The sequence below is a fragment of the bacterium genome, assembly GCA_035380285.1.
In the GTDB taxonomy this organism is placed as follows: Bacteria; Auribacterota; Erginobacteria; order Erginobacterales; family DAOSXE01; genus DAOSXE01.
Map to the genome: position 1 here is coordinate 63,181 of DAOSXE010000014.1, position 18,281 is coordinate 81,461.

18 protein-coding genes are annotated in these 18,281 nt (G+C 67.5%); 1 reads left to right on the forward strand and 17 read right to left on the reverse strand.

Going from position 1 to position 18,281, the window contains the following annotated elements; translation table 11 throughout:
- Position 1 precedes the first annotated feature (1 nt).
- The 10 genes from rodA to PLZ73_07105 all read right to left on the reverse strand — a co-directional run bounded on the left by rodA (position 2) and on the right by PLZ73_07105 (position 11,437).
- Positions 2–1,099: a rod shape-determining protein RodA gene (gene rodA, locus PLZ73_07060; GenBank protein HOO77631.1), complete on the reverse strand. Its 1,098-nt coding sequence runs from the start codon at positions 1,097–1,099 to the stop codon at positions 2–4.
- Positions 1,096–2,883, reverse strand: a complete 1,788-nt coding sequence (gene mrdA / locus PLZ73_07065) for a penicillin-binding protein 2 (protein ID HOO77632.1) — start codon at positions 2,881–2,883, stop codon at positions 1,096–1,098. The genes rodA and mrdA overlap by 4 nt, the downstream gene beginning before the upstream one ends.
- A gap of 2 nt (positions 2,884–2,885) precedes the next feature.
- A complete protein-coding gene (mreD, locus tag PLZ73_07070; protein ID HOO77633.1) occupies positions 2,886–3,452 on the reverse strand; it encodes a rod shape-determining protein MreD in 567 nt (188 codons plus the stop codon).
- 13 nt (positions 3,453–3,465) lie between these two features.
- Entirely contained in the window at positions 3,466–4,278 is an 813-nt protein-coding gene (gene mreC / locus PLZ73_07075) for a rod shape-determining protein MreC (GenBank protein HOO77634.1), read from the reverse strand.
- Positions 4,279–4,441: 163 nt separating this feature from the next.
- Positions 4,442–5,485 carry a rod shape-determining protein gene (locus tag PLZ73_07080; protein ID HOO77635.1) on the reverse strand — a complete coding sequence of 348 codons (1,044 nt, stop codon included), beginning with the start codon at positions 5,483–5,485 and terminating at the stop codon, positions 4,442–4,444.
- Positions 5,486–5,592: 107 nt separating this feature from the next.
- A complete protein-coding gene (hflX, locus tag PLZ73_07085; protein HOO77636.1) occupies positions 5,593–6,903 on the reverse strand; it encodes a GTPase HflX in 1,311 nt (436 codons plus the stop codon).
- Complete coding sequence (gene miaA / locus PLZ73_07090; GenBank protein HOO77637.1) at positions 6,866–7,960, reverse strand: tRNA (adenosine(37)-N6)-dimethylallyltransferase MiaA; 1,095 nt, start codon at positions 7,958–7,960, stop codon at positions 6,866–6,868. Before miaA ends, hflX begins: the two co-directional genes overlap by 38 nt.
- Positions 7,957–9,162 (reverse strand): hypothetical protein, encoded by a 1,206-nt coding sequence (locus PLZ73_07095; protein HOO77638.1) that lies wholly within the window; start codon positions 9,160–9,162, stop codon positions 7,957–7,959. Before PLZ73_07095 ends, miaA begins: the two co-directional genes overlap by 4 nt.
- The gene (gene mutL / locus PLZ73_07100; protein HOO77639.1) at positions 9,159–10,874 is read right to left on the reverse strand and encodes a DNA mismatch repair endonuclease MutL; all 1,716 of its coding nucleotides are present in this window, start codon (positions 10,872–10,874) and stop codon (positions 9,159–9,161) included. Before mutL ends, PLZ73_07095 begins: the two co-directional genes overlap by 4 nt.
- Positions 10,871–11,437: an SWIM zinc finger domain-containing protein gene (locus PLZ73_07105; protein ID HOO77640.1), complete on the reverse strand. Its 567-nt coding sequence runs from the start codon at positions 11,435–11,437 to the stop codon at positions 10,871–10,873. Before PLZ73_07105 ends, mutL begins: the two co-directional genes overlap by 4 nt.
- Positions 11,438–11,529: 92 nt before the next feature.
- Between PLZ73_07105 and PLZ73_07110 the strand changes: the two genes are divergently transcribed.
- Positions 11,530–12,537 carry an aldo/keto reductase gene (locus PLZ73_07110; GenBank protein ID HOO77641.1) on the forward strand — a complete coding sequence of 336 codons (1,008 nt, stop codon included), beginning with the start codon at positions 11,530–11,532 and terminating at the stop codon, positions 12,535–12,537.
- A 19-nt stretch (positions 12,538–12,556) separates the two neighbouring features.
- Here the strand turns inward: PLZ73_07110 and PLZ73_07115 are convergent, their stop codons facing one another.
- From PLZ73_07115 to PLZ73_07145, 7 genes are all read right to left on the reverse strand, one after another.
- Complete coding sequence (locus PLZ73_07115; GenBank protein HOO77642.1) at positions 12,557–13,330, reverse strand: EFR1 family ferrodoxin; 774 nt, start codon at positions 13,328–13,330, stop codon at positions 12,557–12,559.
- A complete protein-coding gene (locus PLZ73_07120) occupies positions 13,311–13,568 on the reverse strand; it encodes a DUF2007 domain-containing protein (protein ID HOO77643.1) in 258 nt (85 codons plus the stop codon). The genes PLZ73_07115 and PLZ73_07120 overlap by 20 nt, the downstream gene beginning before the upstream one ends.
- A gap of 330 nt (positions 13,569–13,898) precedes the next feature.
- Positions 13,899–15,389 carry a glucose-6-phosphate dehydrogenase gene (locus PLZ73_07125; protein HOO77644.1) on the reverse strand — a complete coding sequence of 497 codons (1,491 nt, stop codon included), beginning with the start codon at positions 15,387–15,389 and terminating at the stop codon, positions 13,899–13,901.
- On the reverse strand, positions 15,386–15,850 hold the full coding sequence (locus tag PLZ73_07130) for an Ig-like domain-containing protein (protein HOO77645.1): 465 nt from the start codon (positions 15,848–15,850) through the stop codon (positions 15,386–15,388). Before PLZ73_07130 ends, PLZ73_07125 begins: the two co-directional genes overlap by 4 nt.
- A complete protein-coding gene (locus PLZ73_07135; protein HOO77646.1) occupies positions 15,847–16,062 on the reverse strand; it encodes a hypothetical protein in 216 nt (71 codons plus the stop codon). Before PLZ73_07135 ends, PLZ73_07130 begins: the two co-directional genes overlap by 4 nt.
- Positions 16,063–16,178: 116 nt before the next feature.
- Complete coding sequence (locus tag PLZ73_07140) at positions 16,179–17,126, reverse strand: radical SAM protein (protein HOO77647.1); 948 nt, start codon at positions 17,124–17,126, stop codon at positions 16,179–16,181.
- Complete coding sequence (locus tag PLZ73_07145; protein ID HOO77648.1) at positions 17,123–17,956, reverse strand: methyltransferase domain-containing protein; 834 nt, start codon at positions 17,954–17,956, stop codon at positions 17,123–17,125. The genes PLZ73_07140 and PLZ73_07145 overlap by 4 nt, the downstream gene beginning before the upstream one ends.
- Positions 17,957–18,281 lie beyond the last annotated feature (325 nt).

The following is an 18,281-nucleotide window of genomic DNA, read 5'->3' on the forward strand; positions in this document are numbered from 1 at the left end:
CTCAGTAATAGTAGCGGTGGATATAGACGCTCTGGCAGATGCCGAGCATGGCCATGGTCGCCGCCGTCACCGAACCGCCGTAGCTCAACAGCGGCAGGGGAAGGCCGGTGGCGGGCAGGAGGCCCATGGTCATGCCCACGTTGACGATGACGTGGGTCGAGAAAAGGACCATGAACCCCGAGACCAGGACGGTGCCCATGAAGTCGCGGGAAACCGTGGCGATCCGGTAGAGCCTGAACACCGCCAGGGCGTAAAGCATGAGCACCGCCGCGCCCCCGACGAAGCCCCACTCCTCCGCCAGAACCGCGAAAATGAAGTCGGTCTGGCGCTCGGGCAGGAAGTTGAGCATGTTCTGGGTTCCGGACAACCACCCCTTCCCCGTCAGCCGCCCCGAACCGATGGCGATCTTCGATTGGATCACGGTGTACCCCGACCCGTAGGGGTCGAGACCGGGATCGAGAAAGACCCGGACCCGTTCTTTCTGGTATTCCTTGAGCGTCATCCATCCCGCCGGCGCGGCGGCGGCGGCCAGTATCGCCGCCCCCGCCAGGAAAGCTATCCTCACCCGGGCCACCAGCGCCATCCCCGCCACCAAGGGGACCAGGACCAGGGCCGTGCCCAGGTCGGGCTGCTTGAGGATAAGCAGCGCCGGGACCGCCGCCAGCACCAGGGGGGCGAAGAAATACCCGAGCCGGGCGGAGTAGACGTACTTGCTCGAGAAGTGCCAGGCCAGGATCAGGACCAGGGCCGGCTTGGCGAATTCGGAGGGCTGGAGGGTAAAGGGGCCCAACTGGATCCAGCGTCGCGCCCCGAACCGGCTCTCCCCCGCCGCCAGGATGAACACGAGAAGGAGGATCGAAACCAGGTAGACGGCGGGAGCCGCCGCCACCAGGCGCCGGTAGTCGATCCCGGAGAAAACCAGGTAGAGGCCCAGGCCGATCGCCAGCCAGATGACCTGGCGCTGCATGTAGTCGACGCCGCTGGAATGGGTCAACCGGAACGAGGCGCTGTAGATGAACCCGGTTCCGATCGCGAGCAGGGCCGCCACCGCCGCGGTCAGCCACCAGTCCATGCTCTTGAAATACCGGGCCGCCCTCACGGGGCCCCCTCACGGTTTTCCGGCGCCGGCAGGCGGAAGAACCTCCGGATGAACTGTCCGGCGAGGGGGGCGGCCTGGTGCCCGCCCGAGCCCGCCCTCTCCAGAAGCAGAACCAGCACCACCCGCGGAGCTTCGAAGGGGGCGAAACAGATGAACCAGGCGGTATCCTCGTAATCGGGGGGCCTTCCCACCTGGGCCGTCCCCGTCTTCCCGGCCACGGCGATGTCGGGTTGGGCGGCGGCACGACCGCTGCCCCCGGGGTCGTTGACGACCCGGTACATCCCCCGGGCCACCCGTTCCCAGGCCTGGGGGGGGATGAGGGTTTCCATCGCCGTCTCCGGGGGGTAGACGGCGACGATTTCTCCCCGGGGGGACGTGACCTCGGTCACCAGCCGGGGACGGTAGACGGTGCCCCGGTTGGCGATGGCGCTGCAGAAAACGGCCATCTGAACGGGGGTGACCAGCAGGAAGCCCTGGCCGATGGAGAAGTTGGCGGTGTCGCCCGGGTACCAGGGCTCTCCGAAGACCTGCCGTTTCCAGGTCTTTCCCGGCAGCAGCCCCGACTTCTCCCCCATGAGCACGATCCCGCTGCGGCGTCCCATTCCCAGCATCATGGCCATCCGGCGGAGGCGGTCGGCCCCCATCTCCAGCCCCAAACGGTAGAAGTAAACGTTGCAGGACCCCTTGATGGCCTCCTCCAGGTTGACTTCGCCGTGCCCGCCGGGTTTCCAGCAACGGAACGTCCCCTCGCCGATCTGGATGAAGCCGTTGCATTCGACCCGTTTTTCCGGGTCGATCCCGCCCCAGGTCAGGCCGGCCAGCGCCACCACCAGCTTGAAGGGAGAGCCGGGGGGGTATTCCCCGGAGATGACCCGGTTGACCAGGGGCGCGCGGGGATCGGCGAAGATTTCGGACAGATAAGCGGCGTCGACCGGTCTGACCAACCGGTTGGGGTCGAAGCCGGGCTTGCTGACCAGGGCCAGGATATCGCCGTTGCGGGGGTCCATCGCCACCGCCGCCCCGGTATAGTCCCGCATCAGGTCTTCCAGTATCTCCTGCGCCCGGGCGTCGACGGTGAGGTGAAGATCGTTCCCCGGGACCGGGGCAACCCGCTCCAGGGCCCGGTCCCGGTACCCTCGAGCGTCCACCTGGAGGCGCAGGCGCCCGGGAACGCCCTTGAGCTCGCGGTCGAAGGCTTCCTCGATCCCGGCCTTCCCGATATCGTCCTGGGGATGGTAGCCCTCGTCCTGGAGCCGTTCCAGTTCCTGCGGGCTGATCTGCCCGGTGTACCCGGTCAGGTGCCCGGTCTCTTCCCCCAGCGGATAGTTGCGCAGGGGGTTCGCCTGGACCACGACTCCCTCCAGCAGCGGGGCCTGTTCCCAGATTGCGACCGCTTTTTCCAGGCCGATGTCGGTCGCCACCCGGACCGGCTCGTAGGGCCTCTCCCGGAAGGCGGCCAGGCGCCGGCGGACTTCCGCCGGATCGAGTTCGAGGATGGCCGCGAGTTTGGAGACCAGGCGCTCGCGGTCGATCACTTCCGGCAGGTTGACGAACAGCTCCATCCCCGGGCGGTTGTCGGCTATCACCGTCCCCCCTCTGTCGTAAATCCGGCCCCGGGGCGCGGGCAGCCGGACCTGGCGGGTGCGGTTGCCGGTGGAAAGCTCCTCGTATTCGGCCCCCCGGACCACCTGGATGTACCAGAGGAAGACCAGCAGCGCCGACCAGCAGATCCCCAGGGCCAGGATCAGGATTTTCAAACGGGTTTCCGTGCGGGGGTCGACCACGGCTACCTCCTCCTCTCCCCGGAAAAGACGGAGTACATCCTCCCCGTCGCCCAGAGCCAGACGGGGGCGGCCGCCGCCGTCTGCCAGAAATGAGGAAAGATGGCCGTGCGCCAGGCGGCGGCGAAGGCGGGAGGGTGGGAGAACACTTCCAGGAGCAGGTAGTAGACGATCTGGCTGAGAACGGCCGCGAACGCCGCCAGGACGATCTCCACCAGGGGCCGGTGGCGGACCAGGGGTCGGCTGACCATGAAAATCACCCAGCACGTCGCCACCATCTCCACCATTCCCGGCCCGAACGGTCCCGCGCTGAAGACGTCCCTGAGCAAACCCGCCGCCAGGGCGATCGCGGCCCAGCCCGAGCCCCGGCTGTTGACCGTCCACCAGACCGCGGAGATCAAGAGCAGGTCGGGACGGAAGCGAAACAGCCCCGGCACCGCGCCCAGCCCCGATTCGACCAGCACCGACGCCAGCAGCGCCGCGGCGGCGATCAGCCCCAGGCGCAGGCGCAGCTCCTGCCGCGATTCCACCCGGTAGATCGCCCGCCGCACCCTGTAACCCGACGCCGTCATCCCCCCGGCCGCCTCACTCCCCGTTCTCCAGCAGCACCAGCACCCGGTAGAGTTTTTCGAATTCCACGGCCGGAGCCACGCGCGCGGACTGGTAGAGTCCGTGTTCCTCGGATTCGACCGCGGTCACCGTCCCCACCGGGATCCCGGAAGGGAAGGTGCCGGAGAGCCCCGAAGTCACGACCCGTTCCCCTTCCCCGATCTGCGCCTGGCGGGAAAGGTACTCCAGCGAGCACCCCCCCTCGCCGTCGCCGACGGCGACGCCGGGAACCCGGCTGGAGCGGATCATGGAACCGACCCTGCAGTTGGGGTCGATGAGCAGCAGGACCCGGGCGCTTCCCGCCCCGGCTTCGATCACGCGGCCGACCACGCCCCTCCCGGTCACCACCCCGGCCCCGACCCTGACCCCCCGGCGGGTCCCCTTGTCGATGGTCACCGCCTGGTACCAGTGCCTGATGTCGCGGCCGACCACGCGCGCACCCAGGGTCCGGTAGGGCGACGCCTGCTGAAAATCGAGGAGGTCGCGCAGCTGCAGGTTTTCCTTCTCGACCTCGCTGAGCCTGATCACCTCGCGGGCCAGGAAGGCGTTCTCCTCCTCCAGTTCGAAGTTGCGGCCGACCGCGTCGATCACCCTTCCGATCCCGGTGACGACGGCTCCCGCACGGAAGAAAACCGGGTGGAGAACCTGCTGGACCGGGAGGAAAATCTCGCCCAGGCCTTCCCGGATCCCGGTCGAAACCGTGGCGGAGAGACTGAGGAGCACCACCAGGCCCAGGGCCACCGCCGCCGGGACCGCCAGGCTGCGGTTGGACCGGAATTCGGCGCTCATCGCCGAGTTCCGCCCCGGCGGGCCGGGACGCCTCGGGGGACCGGGTTTCGTTGTTCCAGGCGATCGTGTTCCATCTCACGCGGGATTATAGCAAAAAACGCCCGCGCCGGGTCAGGCGCAACCCGACCCGGGGCCGAGCGGCGGGAACGGCGGAAGGGGAGGATTACCGCTCCAGGCTGCGATGGATCGTGATCCGTTTCCGGAGGTGGCTGAGTTCGTCCAGCACCTTCCCGGTACCGATCACGACCGCGCTGATGGGATCGTCCGCTACCTGGACCGGAAGACCGGTCTCCTCGGCCAGCAGGCGATCCAGCCCCCGGAGCATGGCGCCGCCGCCGGCCAGAACTATTCCCCGGTCGACCAGGTCGGCCGAAAGTTCCGGCGGGCAGCGCTCGAGGCTCACCCGGACCGCCTCCACGATGGTCGAGATCGGTTCGGCCATGGCTTCGCGGATTTCTTCCGAGGTTATGCTCATGGTCTTGGGCAGCCCCGCGACCAGGTCGCGGCCCTTGACTTCCATGGTCATCTCCTCTTCCAGGGGATAGGTGGATCCGATGTTGATCTTGATCATCTCCGCGGTCCGGCCTCCGATGAGGAGGTTGTAGCTGCGCTTGAGGTAGCTGATGATGGACTCGTCGATCTCGTCCCCTCCCACCCGGACGCTGCGGCTGAAGACGATCCCGGCCAGGGAGATGATCGCCACTTCCGACGTCCCCCCTCCGATGTCCACGATCATGTTCCCCGCCGGTTCCTGGACGGGCAGCCCCACTCCGATCGCGGCGGCCATCGGCTCTTCGATCAGATGGACTTCGCGGGCTCCGGCCCGCTCCGCCGAATCCTTGACCGCCCGCTTCTCGACTTCGGTGATGCCGGAAGGTATCGCCACCACCACCCTGGGGAAGACGAACGCCTTGCGGTTGTGGACCTTGCGGATGAAATAGCGGAGCATCTCGTGGGTGACTTCGAAATCGGCGATAACCCCGTCCTTGAGGGGGCGCGTGGCCACGATATCGCCCGGGGTCCGTCCCAGCATGTTCTTGGCTTCTTCCCCCACCGCCAGGACGTTGCTGGTACCTTTCTGGATGGCAACCACCGAAGGCTCGTTGAGCACGATCCCCTTGCCTTTGACAAATACCAATGTGGTGGCCGTCCCCAGGTCTATTCCCATGTCGGCCGAGAACATCCCGAGGACTTTATTGAAAATCATGTCCGCCTCCTGGTGTTATTTCACACGCACGATGGTGCGATCAAAAATATAGCAGCCTCAGGACGTTGCGCAACTATAAACTGAGTCCGCGGGGCGCTCCGGACGCGTCACGAACGCGGCGGGGGGGGAAGCATGAACTCCCGGACCGATTCCAGGCGCCGCAGCGGCAGGATCGCTTCCACGTAAACGCCGCCGGGGTTGTAATCCGTTTTTTTCACTTCCCCTTCGCGGTAGAGCAGCGAAATCACGTCGGCCCGGCCCTGGGGGACCACCAGGCGGCAGAACCTTCGATCCTCTCCCAGGACCCGCTCGATTTCGGCCAGGAGAGCGTCCAACCCCGTTTTCTCCCGGGCGGAGACGGCTATCCCGGATCCGAACGTCAGTTTCAGTTCGTTGACCAGGAAGGGGTCGCGGACCAGGTCGGTTTTGTTCAGAACCACGATCCTGGGCTTGTCGTCCGCCCCCAGTTCCTTGAGAACCTCTTCCACCGCCGCCTTGCGCTCCCGGATCAGGCTGTGGGAAGCGTCCAGAACCTCCAGGAGCACGTCGGCTTCGAGCACTTCCTCCAGGGTGGCCCGGAACGAGTCGACCAGGTGGTGGGGAAGTTTGCGGATGAAGCCGACGGTGTCGCTGAAGAGGACGCGCCGGCCCGACGGCAGCTCCGCCGCCCTGGTGGTGGGGTCGAGGGTGGAGAAGAGCCGGTCGGCCGTCGGGACCGAGGCCGCGGTCAGGGCGTTGAAGAGCGTGGATTTGCCGGCGTTGGTGTAGCCGATCATGGCCGCCGTGGGGACTTCGCGGCGGGCGCGCCGGCCGCGCTGGACGGCGCGGGTTTTCCCGACTTCGATCAGTTGCTTCCGCAGCCGGTGGATCCGGTCCCGGGCGCGGCGGCGGTCGAGTTCGACCTGTTTCTCGCCGGCGTCCCGCGTCCCCCCGGTCCCGCCCCGCTGCCGGTTGAGGTGGCTCCAGGCCCCGGCCAGGCGCGGGAGAAGGTAGGTAAGCCGGGCCAGCTCGATCTGGAGCCGGGCTTCGCTGGTTCGGGCGCGGGCGGCGAAGATGTCCAGGATCAACTCGGTCCGGTCGATGATCCGGGCCCGGGTGAACTCGGAAAGGTTGTTGACCTGGGTCGGGGTGAGCTCGTCGTCGAAGATGACCGCGGCCGCGGAAGCCGCCGCCGCCTCGGCGGCGATCTCCCGCGCCTTCCCCTTCCCCACAAAGGTGGCCGGGTGGGGGCGCTCGCGCCGGGAAACGTTCCGCCCCGCTTCGCCGTAGCCCGCGGTGGCGGCCAACAGCGCCAGTTCGTTCAGGGATTCGTCCACTTCCCGGCGGTCGCGGGCCCTCAGCTCCAGACCGACCAGGAGGGCTCCCGGGCGCGCCTCGGCTTCACCCCCGAGCGGTTCCCGATCCCCTCGATGCGGCACCGCCGTCTCCTTCCGAAACCGATGGTTCCTCCCGCCCCAGCACCAGGTCGCGGATCCGCCCCCCCACCGCCGCCGCCGGCTCGTCGGGGGCGATTTCCAGCCAGCGGATGCGCGGATCGCGCCGCCACCAGGTCATCTGTCTCCGGGCGAAATGACGGGTGGCGGCGGCCAGCCGGTCGCGGGCCTCGTCGAGCGTGCATTCGCCCGAGAGGTACTTTTCGATTTCCTTGTATCCCAGAGCCTGCCAGGCCACCCGGTGGTCGCGGGCGCCTTCCCGGATGAGCAGGCGGGTCTCCTCCACCAGCCCGGCGGCGAACATCTTCTCCACCCGCCGGTCGATCCGGGCGTAAAGGTCTTCACGGTTCCGGCGCAGACCGATCAGGAGGTAGTCGCCCCGGGGCCGGGGACGGTGTTCCGCGTATTCGGGCATCAGGACTTCCCCGTCGCCGTCGCGCTCGAATCCGCCCTCTTCCGGCCCTTCCCACAGCGACGATTCCGAGGCGCGGGCCCAGTCGGCCTGCTGGCTGGAAATCGAACGGCCGGTGGTTTCGATCACTTCCAGGGCCCGGACGATCCGCTTGATGTCGTTGCGGTGGAGGCGGCGGGCGGTTTCGGGATCGGCTTCCATGAGCTGGCGGAAACAGAATCCGTGCCCTTCCTTTTCCTCCTGTTCCAGAAGAAGCTTGCGGAACGCGGGGTTGGGGGGCGGGCCGGCGCTGAGGCCGTCGACCAGGGCCTTGATGTAGAGGGCCGATCCGCCCACCACCAGGGGGAGGCGGCCGCGGCGCCTGATCTCCAGGATCAGGTCCAGCGCCAGGTTCCGGAAGCGGGCGACGCTGTAGGGCTCGGAGATGTCGAGGATGTCCACCAGGTGGTGGGGCGCCCGGCGGCGCTGTTCGGCGGTGGGCTTGGCCGTGGCCAGGTTCATCTGGCGGTAGACCTGCATGGCGTCGGCGGAGACGATCTCCCCGCGCAGCGCGCAGGCGGCCTCCACCGCGGCCTCGGTCTTGCCCACCGCGGTCTGGCCCAGAACTACCGGGACCGGGAACCGGTTCACGGAAGCGGTTCCCCGCTGATGGGGTTGATCAGTTCCGGAAACGGCTTTTCCGAAACCGCGGCGCCCTGGTCGAACTTGGCCGTCTGGATCGGCTTGTTCTCGCGGTTCCAGATCTTCCAGACCCCTTCCCGCCGTCCGCCCTCGTACGCGCCTTCGCACATCCGGCTGCCGTCGTTGTAATACAGGCGGCAGATTCCGTCCGGCACGCCGTGACGGAAATGGATCTCGACCGCCTTCAGGCCCCCGGGGTACCAGCCGATCCAGGTTCCGTGGTCGACCCATTCTCCGAAGATCCGATAACCGTTCCGCTGGCTGAGCAGCTCCCCGTTGGCGTCGCGCCTGGTGATGGTGGCCGGTTCCATGCCCAGGGGCGCGTCCATCGAGAACGTCTCCCGGGAAACCTCGGTCTGACCCTTCCAGGAAATCCACTCTCCTTCCCGGTGTCCGTCCAGGTAACTCCCTTGGAGCTTCAGCCCCGCGGTATAGACGGTCCATTCCCCGTTCTCGCGGCCCTCCCGGAAAAACCCCTGGCCGACGACGGCGCCGCGGCGGTCGAAAAAAGTCCACAACCCCTCGCGGAGACCGTCTTCGTATTTCCCTTCCTCCCGTAACCGTCCGTTGCCGTAAAATCCCGTCCACTCTCCTTCGGGACGCCCGGCGATGAAAGCGCCTTTGCGGGCGACGACGCCGTTGGGGTGGTAAGCCGTGCTGCTGCCGTCCTCCCGGCCGTCGACGAACTTCCCCGTCCAGGCGGGATGGCCGTTTTCGTGCCGGGACTCCCATTCCCCCTGACGCCGGCCGTTGACGAAATTCCCCTTTTGGGCGATTTCCCCGTTGGGGTGCCACCAGACGAAAAAACCTTCCTCCCGGCCTTCCCGGTACTGGCCTTCGAACTCCGGACTCCCGGCGGGGTACCAGAAGGTCCATTTCCCTTCCCGGCCCTCCCGGGGGACGGAGGCGCCGACGGGCGGCGATTCCCCGTTCCAGGGCGTCCCCACGTAGTAGCCGCTGGCGGTGCGCCGCCCCAGGGAATCGTAGAAGAGCCAGAGCCCCCGGTCTCCCCCCCCATCGGGTTCCAGGTCGCCGACCGCGACCACCGTGCCGGAAACGTCCTGGATGCGTCGCTGATCGCGCTCGCGGCCGCAGCCGAAAAAGACCGCGGCCGCCAGGACCGCGGCGGTCAGGCCGGTACGTATATTCATCCGCTTCTCCCGAATCTTTTTTCCAGTTCCTTCCAGCCGAACGTGAGCACGGTCGGGCGCCCGTGAGGGCAGAAACCCGGTTCCCGGCAGGCGTAGAGATCGGCGAGAAGGGTTTCGCCCTGGGCGCCCGGATACCGTTCCCAGGCCTTGACCGCCGCCCGGCAGGCCAGCCTGGCCACGATTTCCCGGCGCGGGTCGGGAACGGACCCTTCCCATTCCCCCGCTTCCCTGAGGACGTCCAGAACCAGCCCTTCCCGATCCCGGCCGGCAAGGAGAGGGGGGAGAGCGGTCACCACCCACGAGTCCCCGCCGAACTCCTCGACTTCGATCCCCATCTCCCGGAGAAGGCCGAGGTGGGCGCGCAGGTTCTCCGCCGCCGCGGGTTCCAGGTCCAGGCGCAGCGGGGAAAGCAGCTGCTGCGCCTCCGCCGGGCCCGCCCCCAGGGCGTCTTCGAACCGTTCGAACAGTATCCGTTCGTGGGCGGCGTGCTGGTCAATCGCCAGCAGGCCCTCCGCCGTCTCCGCCAGCAGATAGGAATCGCGGGCGACGCCGATCACCCGGAAAGGGGCCGCTCCCGGGCCGGCGGGGGCAGGCGCGGAACCGGGGGCCGGGGCGAAGCTCCATTCCTCTTGTTTCCTCTCTTCGATCCCGTCCGCGGACGGCCGCGGACGAGCTTCGGGAAACAGCGTCCTCCCGCCGGGGAAACCGGGGCTGAAAACCCCGGAGCGCCCGCGCAGGGCCGCGGCGACGCTCTCCGCCACCAGGCCCCGCACCGCCGGGGGACGGCGGAATTTGACTTCCCGTTTGGCCGGGTGAATATTGACGTCGACGTCGAGGGGATCGAGCGACACTTCCAGGCACCCCGAGGGGAGCCCTTTGCCGGCCAGGCGGGTGCCGTAGGCTTCGCGCACGGCGCTCAGAACCGTCCGGTCGTGCACCGGCCTGCCGTTGACGGAGAGGAAGAGGCCGCGGCGGGGGGAGGAGTCGGAAGCGGGCGACTCCAGCCAGCCTCGAACCGCCATCCCCTCCGCTTCCCCGGAAATTTCGAGCATCGCCTCCATCCCCTCGCGGCCCCAGAGGTCGGCGACGCGTTCCCGCAGGGAATCCGCCGCCGGGAGGGCCAGGATCTCCTGGCCGTCGTGTTCCAGGCGCAGGGAGGTTCCGGGCTCGACCAACGACCGGGCGACGACTTCCCTGAGGATGTGGGCCCACTCCGTCTTGCTCGATTTCAGGAACTTGCGCCGGGCCGGGGTGTTGAAAAACAGGCGCCGGACCGTCACCCTGGTCCCCGCGGGGGCCCCGGCCTCGCCGAAATCCCGTACCGTTCCGCCTTCGACCAGGACCCGGGTTCCGGAGAGTTCTCCGGAAGGGCGGGAGACGATTTCCAGGACCGAAACCCCGGCGATGCTGGGGAGCGCTTCTCCCCGGAACCCCCGGGTCGAGACCGACTCCAGGTCCTCGAACGACTCGATCTTGCTGGTCGCGTGTCTTTCCAGGGCCAGGAGAACTTCGTGCCGGTCCATCCCCTCGCCGTCGTCGGCGACCGAGATCCGGCGGGACCCCGAACCCTCGATTTCGATCCTGACATCCCCGGCCCCGGCGTCGAGCGCGTTCTCCAGCAATTCCTTGACCACCGACGCCGGCCGCTCCACCACCTCTCCGGCCGCGATCTTGTTGATGACCGATTCGGGTAGGACTCTGATCCGGTTCATCGCGCTTCGGGACGCCCCAGGGAGATCAGAACCGCCCAGATGTGTTTGCAGGGGAAACCGAACTTCGCCCCCCGATACTTGAAATCGGGGCAATCGCAGGCGACGGCGGAGCGGACGCCGAATTCGCTCAGGGTGACGGTAAATCCCTTGACCTCGTACCGCCCCTCCCCCAGGGGCTTGACCGAAGGCGCCAGGGCCTTGCCCACGTTGTAGCGCTTCCCCTCCCGGGTCAGCCCGGGCCCGAGTTCGATATATCCCTCGGGTATGGGGTAGAGTTCGGCGCTCAAACGCTCCAGGGAGGCCCGGGCCGAAGCGCGGCGGGCCGCCACCCCGACCGGGTTCCAATCCGGGAACTCCCCCCGGAGCCGGTCGTAGGAGGAAACCGCCCGGCGCCAGTACTCGAACGCCTGGTCCCGGTCCCCCGAGAGTTCGGCTTGCCGGGCGTTCTGCCCCAAGAGATACGCTTCCCGGTTGAGGGCGGCGGGGTCGGCCGCGGTTTCGGCGGCGCCGGAGCCGCAAACGGCGGCGGACAGGCACAGGATGGTTACCAGCGGCGCTTTCATGACCTCTTCGGGTAATCCGGTTGGAAGCTCACGCTTCATACTCTACACTAGATGGGGTTCGATAATCATCAATTCTCAACGGGAGCGGGAGCATGCAGCACCGGGAATTAGGGCGGTCCGGAATCGAAGCTTCGGCGGTAACGCTGGGGACGTGGGCGATCGGCGGATGGCTCTGGGGGGGGACCGACCGGGTCCAGGCCCGGCGGGCGATCGAGGCCGCCCTCGACGCCGGGATCGACGCCGTGGACACCGCCCCCATCTACGGCTTCGGCCTGAGCGAGGAGATCGTGGGGGAAGCGGTCCGGGGTCGCCGCGACCGGGTCGTGATCATGACCAAATGCGGAATGGTCTGGGACCGCGAGCAGGGGGAACATTTTTTCGATACCGACGAACGCGGGCCGGGAGGGCCCGGCCCCGCCCTGAGGGTCTTCCGGTGCCTGAAACCGGAGAGCATCCGCGACGAGGTCGAAGCCAGCCTGCGCCGCCTCGGCACCGACTACATCGACCTTTACCAGACTCATTGGCAGGACCCGACCACTCCCATCGCCGAAACCATGGACGCCCTGCTCGCCCTCAAGGCCGAAGGGAAGATCCGGGCCATCGGCGTCTCCAACGCCACCGCCGCTCAGATCGCCGAATACCGGCGGCGCGGGCAGGTGGACGCCGACCAGGAAAAATTCGGGATGCTCGACCGCAAGGCCGAAGCCTCCACCCTGCCCTACTGCCGCAAGCACTCCCTGGCTTTCCTGGCCTATTCCCCCCTGGCGCGGGGACTGCTCACCGGGAAAGTCGTCCCGGGACGGGAATACGCGCCGGGCGACGAACGGGCGCGCCTGCCCCGTTTCCGGTCGGAAAACGTGCGCCGGGTCCTGGCCCTGCTGGACGAGCTTCGCCCCCTGGCGGGCGAACTCGGTCTCACGCTTTCGCAGTTGGCGATCGCCTGGGCCCTGGCCCGGCCCGGGTGTACCCTCGCCCTGGTGGGGGCGCGCACCCCCGGGCAGGCCCGGGAAAACGCCGGAGCCGGCGGGATCGCCCTCGGCGGGGAACCGATGGAGCGGATCGACGGGATCCTGGAGCGGTGCCGGGGCGGTATCGTCTGAACCGGGGGAGGCCCCGAAATCAGCCGCCCAGCAGTTCGCCTGCGGAAACCGCGCGGTACCGGGCCGGGACCTTGCCCCGGAACGTGACCGCGGAAGCGGGGCAGAAGGAGACGCAGCGCATGCACGACTGGCAGGCGCCGCCCCGGCGAGGGTAGCCGTCCTCGCCCGATTCGAGAGCCCCCACCGGGCAGAGGCGGATGCAGAGCCCGCAGCGGGTGCAGCGGTCCCGGTCGACGGCGAGCAGCCCCCCCAGCCACTTCCAACAACGGTCGCCGCGGGAGAAGAGCCGGACCAGGTCGGAGAAGAGGGGAAGGCGCGGCCATCGGGTCTTCCCCGAAACCAGGTCCCGGGCGTAGGCGGCGACCCGGGGAAGGGTCTTTTCGATCCGTTCCCGGTTCTTGCCGCTCGCGCCGATATGGCCGAAATTGGAGGGCATGACGAACTCCCGGGCCCCGACGCAGGCGTACCCTTTGCGGCTCAGGACGCGTTTGAGGGGACCGACCGCGCCGCCGGAGAACCGGGCCAGGGTGTCGAGCATGAAAACCTCCCTCCCCTCTCCCGGGGGCAGCCCCTCCACGAATTTCCAGACCAGGGGGTAGGTGGACTGCACCGCCACCGGGAAAGCCAGCCCCAGGGCCCGGTCCCGGCGGACGGATTCGGGCCGGGAAGTTTCCAGCCGGCGCAGCTCGGCCTCCACCCCCTCTTCCCGGAGGGCCCGGACCAGTTCCCGGGCCGCCAGCAGGGTGTTCCCGGTTCCGGAAAAAACGTAAACGTCAACCGCGGTCGCCTGCATCGGCTTCCCCGTTTCCGTCCGTGCGCGCCTCCAGCAGCTCCCGGGCCCGGTCCCGGTCGGCGGGCGCCACCATCACCTTGACCGCCCCCACTCCGCCCGGAGCGGCGTAAAAAGGCAGAAGCGTCCCCACCGTTTCGTCCTTGAGCCAGGACGTGATCCCGTGGCCGCGCAGGTACGACTGGGCCAGGTCGGCTTCGGCGGCGGTGCCGTGAAATACGATCGCTTCCTTCTCTTCCATGTCCCTCAATGGTTCAGGGTTCAGGGTTCAGGGTTCGGGGTTCAGGATTCAGGCAGAGGCCCCAACGCCGCGGCCCCTGGAGATTCTTGCACCTGTGAAAAGCATAGGGCACAGGGCATGGAGCATGGAGTACCCCACCTCGCCCTCTTTTCCCCCTTCATGACCTTCATGTCCTTCATGGTGGAATTCCATTCCTGAACCCTGAACCCCGAACCCTAAAGGGGGCTGTGGCGGTGGGGGTTTTCCCTATGCTCTCTGCTCTATGCTCTTTGCTCCCCTCCTGAACCCTCTGATTCGTCCCCTCTTAAAACTCTCTGTGTCCACTGTGGTTCAATCCCCTCCCCCCAGGGGGCAGCTCCGGGTATACCAGGCTTCGTACCAGGAATACCCGGCCCGCTCCAGCATCGCGGCCGACTCCGGCAAATCTTCCACGCCCGGCTCGTAGGACACCGGATCGATCCCCGCTTCGCGGGCGGCGGCGATCAAACGGTCCACGAAGATCCAGGAAGCGATGACCTCGTGGGGGGTGGTGAAGAGCAGGCGGTTGCCCTGGATGATTTCGTAGAAGATCCGCTGGTAGCCTTCGCGGGGGCTCTCGACGAAGCTCTCCTCCCGAAAGAAACACTGATCGACTTCCTTGATCCCCATGGTCAGCCCGGGGACCTTGTGCTTGAAGAAGAACATGATCCAGGCGTCGGGCTGGATGGTCACCACGATCTTGTTGCCCGCCAACACCTCTCCGCAGAAAGGGGAACGGCGGGGCTTGAACTGGATCACGATCCGGGCGTGCTTCTTGGCCAGGGCCTTGCCCGTGCGCACGAAGATCGGGACCCCGACCAGGGGCCCTTTTTCGACGTGGAGCTGGACGGCGATGTAGGTGGGGGTGTCCGACCCCGGGGGCACGTGGTTTTCCTCCCGGTACCCCCGGTACTGGCCCAGGACCAGATTGTCGGCCAGGGGGGTGGTGAAACGGACGTTCTTGATGGCCTGAAGCTTGTTGCGCATGATCGATTCCGGGCGGTTGTCCTCCGGCTTGTCCATGGTCAGGAAAGCGATGATCTGGAGAACGTGGCTCTGGATCATGTCGCGCACCACGCCGGCTCCGTCGTAATACTGGCCGCGGTCGCCGATCCGGTCGCTTTCGGAGATGGTGATCTGGATGTCCTGGACGTACTCCGCACGGAGGGTGGCTTCGTAGGTCTCGTTGAGGAACCGCAGCACGATCAGGTTCTGGATCGCCTCCTTCCCCAGGTAGTGGTCGACGAGCATGACCTGGTTTTCGTCCAGGCGGTTGTAGATGGAGTCCAGGAGGACGCCGGCCGAGACCAGGTCGTTCCCCAGCGGTTTTTCGATGACGGCCCGGCGGAAGGGCCCCCCCGGTTCCTGGAGCATCAGGCCCTGCTCCACCAGTTCCCGGGCGATGGTTTCGTACAGTTCCGGGGGCGTGGCGAAATAAAAGATCAGGTTGGAGGAGTCGAGACCGCGCTCGGCCAGGAACCCGGGAAGTTTCTCCAGCCCCCCTTTGCGGTCGACCTCGCCCTGGAAATAGCAGATCCGGGCGCGCAAAAGGTCGGTGCGCAGTTCCCCCGCCATCTTCCGGTAATAGGCGTCGTCGTCGAGGGGACGCCGGCCCACGGCCACGATCCGCAGGTCTTCCCCCACCACCCGGTCCTCCAGCAGGCTCTCCAGGGCGGGCAGGAGCTTGACCCCGGTGAGGTTCCCGGTCGAACCGAAGATCACGACCGTAACGCGTTTCCTGGCTTCCTCGCCGTCCGGCGGCGTCGCTCCCCTCGCCCGGCCTGTCGGTTCGACGATATTCACGGCTCCTCGACGGCGGGCGCGTCCGGACGGCGCGGGTCCGAGGCCGTTCGAAAAACCAGGAGATAGGGCACCGCCGGGTTGTTCTCGGTGTCCCGGAAGGTGTCGTTTTCCAGGGAATTGATCCACATGGCGTAGGTCCGCCCCGGTTCCAGGCGCACGGGGAGAACGCAGGTGCGGCGGTCGGGGAGATAATGGATCTTATCCGCCTCGATCTCGGGAAAGGTTTCCCGCGTGATCCTCACCCAGGACCACATCCGTTCGGTCTGCATGTCCTTGCTGAAGGTGACCTTGATTTCCCCCAGGGAGGGATCGACTTCCAGGGCCCCGGCGACCGGGACCGTCGCCACCACCACCGGGGGCATGCTCCGCACCGATATTTCGGCTGCCGCCGCCCCGGGCGCCGGCGCGGCCGTCGCCAGCAGCGGCAGGAACGCCGCCAGAATTTTCGCCGCCGGCTTCAACGCTCCTCGAAAACCCCGCACTCCCAGACCGGCAGCACCAGGTTCTCCAGGGCGGCCAGGTCCATGACGGTCTTGAGGATTTCGCAGCCCTTGTCCTCGGCGTCGGGTTCGAACTTCCGGCAGTCCCGGCAAAGCGAGTAATCCCACTCCTTCCCCTTGAGGTCGCTCCTGACCCAGGCGCCCCGGCCTTGACGCTGGTGTTGTTCGTACATCGCCTTCTCCTTTCCGGTTCGACCCGGATTTTTTTCGATTATACGGTATGCGCCCGCGGAAGGAACAGGCGGAATTCTCTCCCCCGGGGCGGGGGAAGGACCGGGACCCGGAATTTTCAGGAGCGGGAGCGGGGGTGGGAGCGGCGGTAGAAGACCTCCCCCCCGTACTCGATCCGGACCAGGCGCCCCGCCGCCACCAGGGAGCGGACCAGCGCTTCGTCCTCCCCCCGGGAACGGAGGTATTCCTCGACGGCGCTTTCCCTCATCGGGTGCACGGCGGCGATGGCCAACAGCCCCTCGGCGGCGTCGGGCGCCCCTTGGAAATCCCCTTCCTCCGCCCCGAACAAGGCTTCGACCGGCGTTCCCCCGGCCGCGAAAAGGACGCACGCTTCCCGGCGGACCTCCGGCGACGGAGGCCGGACCCCGGATTCGGCCGGGGGCCGGGTGGGGATGGAGATGCAGGCCGCGGCCGGGGCGATTCCGGCCACGAAAGCCGCGGTCTTTTCCACGGCCGCCCGCCCGTCGTTGAGACCCTCCACCAGCATGGTCTCGGTGACCAGCCGTCCCCGGTAGTCCCGGGAAAACGCGGCGATCCCTTCCAGCACCTCGGCCAGGCGCAACCGTCCGTGGGGGCGGTCGATCTTCCGCCAAGCGGCTTCGTCGACCGCGTCGACCTTGACCGAAACCCACGCGGCGGACGCGAGGGCCCGGCGGACCGGGGCCCGGGAAAGAAGCGACGCGTTGGTGATGACGGCCACGGGGACCCCCAGGGGGGCGAGCCGGCGGATCGTCTCCTCCAGGTTGAGGTCGAGCGTGGGTTCGCCGTCGGCCACGAAGGTCAGGTAATCGATCCCGCCGCCGGCGGCCCGGACTTCCCGGACCCGTTGGGCGGCTTCCGCGGCGATCCGTTCGGGAGCGTAGAACTCCCGGCGCCGCAGGGTCATGCGGTCGGTTTTCCCCACCTGGCAGTAGACGCAGGAGTAGGTGCAGGTCTTGGGCGGGATATTGTTGATGCCCAGGCTGCGGCCGAGCCGGCGGGAGGGAATGGGCCCGAATACGATCACGGCTCCCCTCCCCCCGGTCCCGGGTTGCGGCCGACCGCCTTGAAAAAGGTATAGGCGAACGTCCCCCCGGGCCCGGCGGTGCGGCGCAGGTCCTCGATCCCTTCCTCCCAGCGCCGGGCGTCGATCAGGCCCGCCGCCAGGGCCGGTTCCCGCACCCCCTCGACCATGGCGATAAAGGTGCGCCGGGTGAACCCTTCCACCGTCTCCGGGCGCCCGGCGTCGGCGTAGACCTGGCGGGGAGAGACCGCGACCGGGTCGAAACCGGCTTGGCGCAGGAGCGGGAAGAGACGGCGCCCGATCAAGGGGTCCCCGCCCGCGCGGGTCTGGAGGTCGATCAGGCATTGGATCGTCGCCCAGGCCGCCGCCGAGCGCGGGTGGTAGAGGCTGGAACCGTGGTCGCCCTCGATCGCGGTGATCGTCCCCCCCGGCCGCAGCGTTTCCCGCAGTTTTTTCAACGCCTGCGCCGGTTCGGCCAGGTGTTCGAGGACGAAGCAGAGAAAAACGTGGTCGAAGCTGCCGGGGGCGAAGGGCATGTTCACGATATCGCCCTGGAGGAAGGAAGCGTCGATCCGGCCGGCGGCGGCCCGGCGGGCCTGGGCCAACGACTCCCCCCGCCGGTCGAAACAGACGAAATACGCTCCCGGGCTGCCGGCCGCCAGGGCCTCGGTCTGGGCCCCGACCCCGCAGCCGGCTTCCAGAACCGCCGACCCCGGGGGGAAGCGGGTATCCGCGTGCAGGAGTTCGGCCAAGGTCCGCGCCTGGTCGCGGAGGCGGTCGGCCTCCCGGACCTCGTAACCGTGAACGTATCCTTTCCCGGCCCGCGTCTGCATGGGACCGTTACCATACCCCCTCGCCTGCCCGCCCGCAAAGTTTTCCTCGACCCCGGAGAAGAGAGGGTTCGGGGCGAAGGGTTCAGGAGGGGAGCAAAGAGCATAGAGCAGAGAGCATAGGGAAAACCACCACCGCCACAGCCCCCTTTAGGGTTCAGGAAGGCGAGGAGCTGGAGCGACGAAGCAATCTCCGGAGCAGTTCAAATATAGAGAGATTGCTTCGCTCCGCTCGAAATACTCTATGCTCCATGCCCTATGCCCTATGCTTTCTCGACCATGAAGGACATGAAGGGGAGGGAACTGAACCACAGAGGTCACCGAGGGC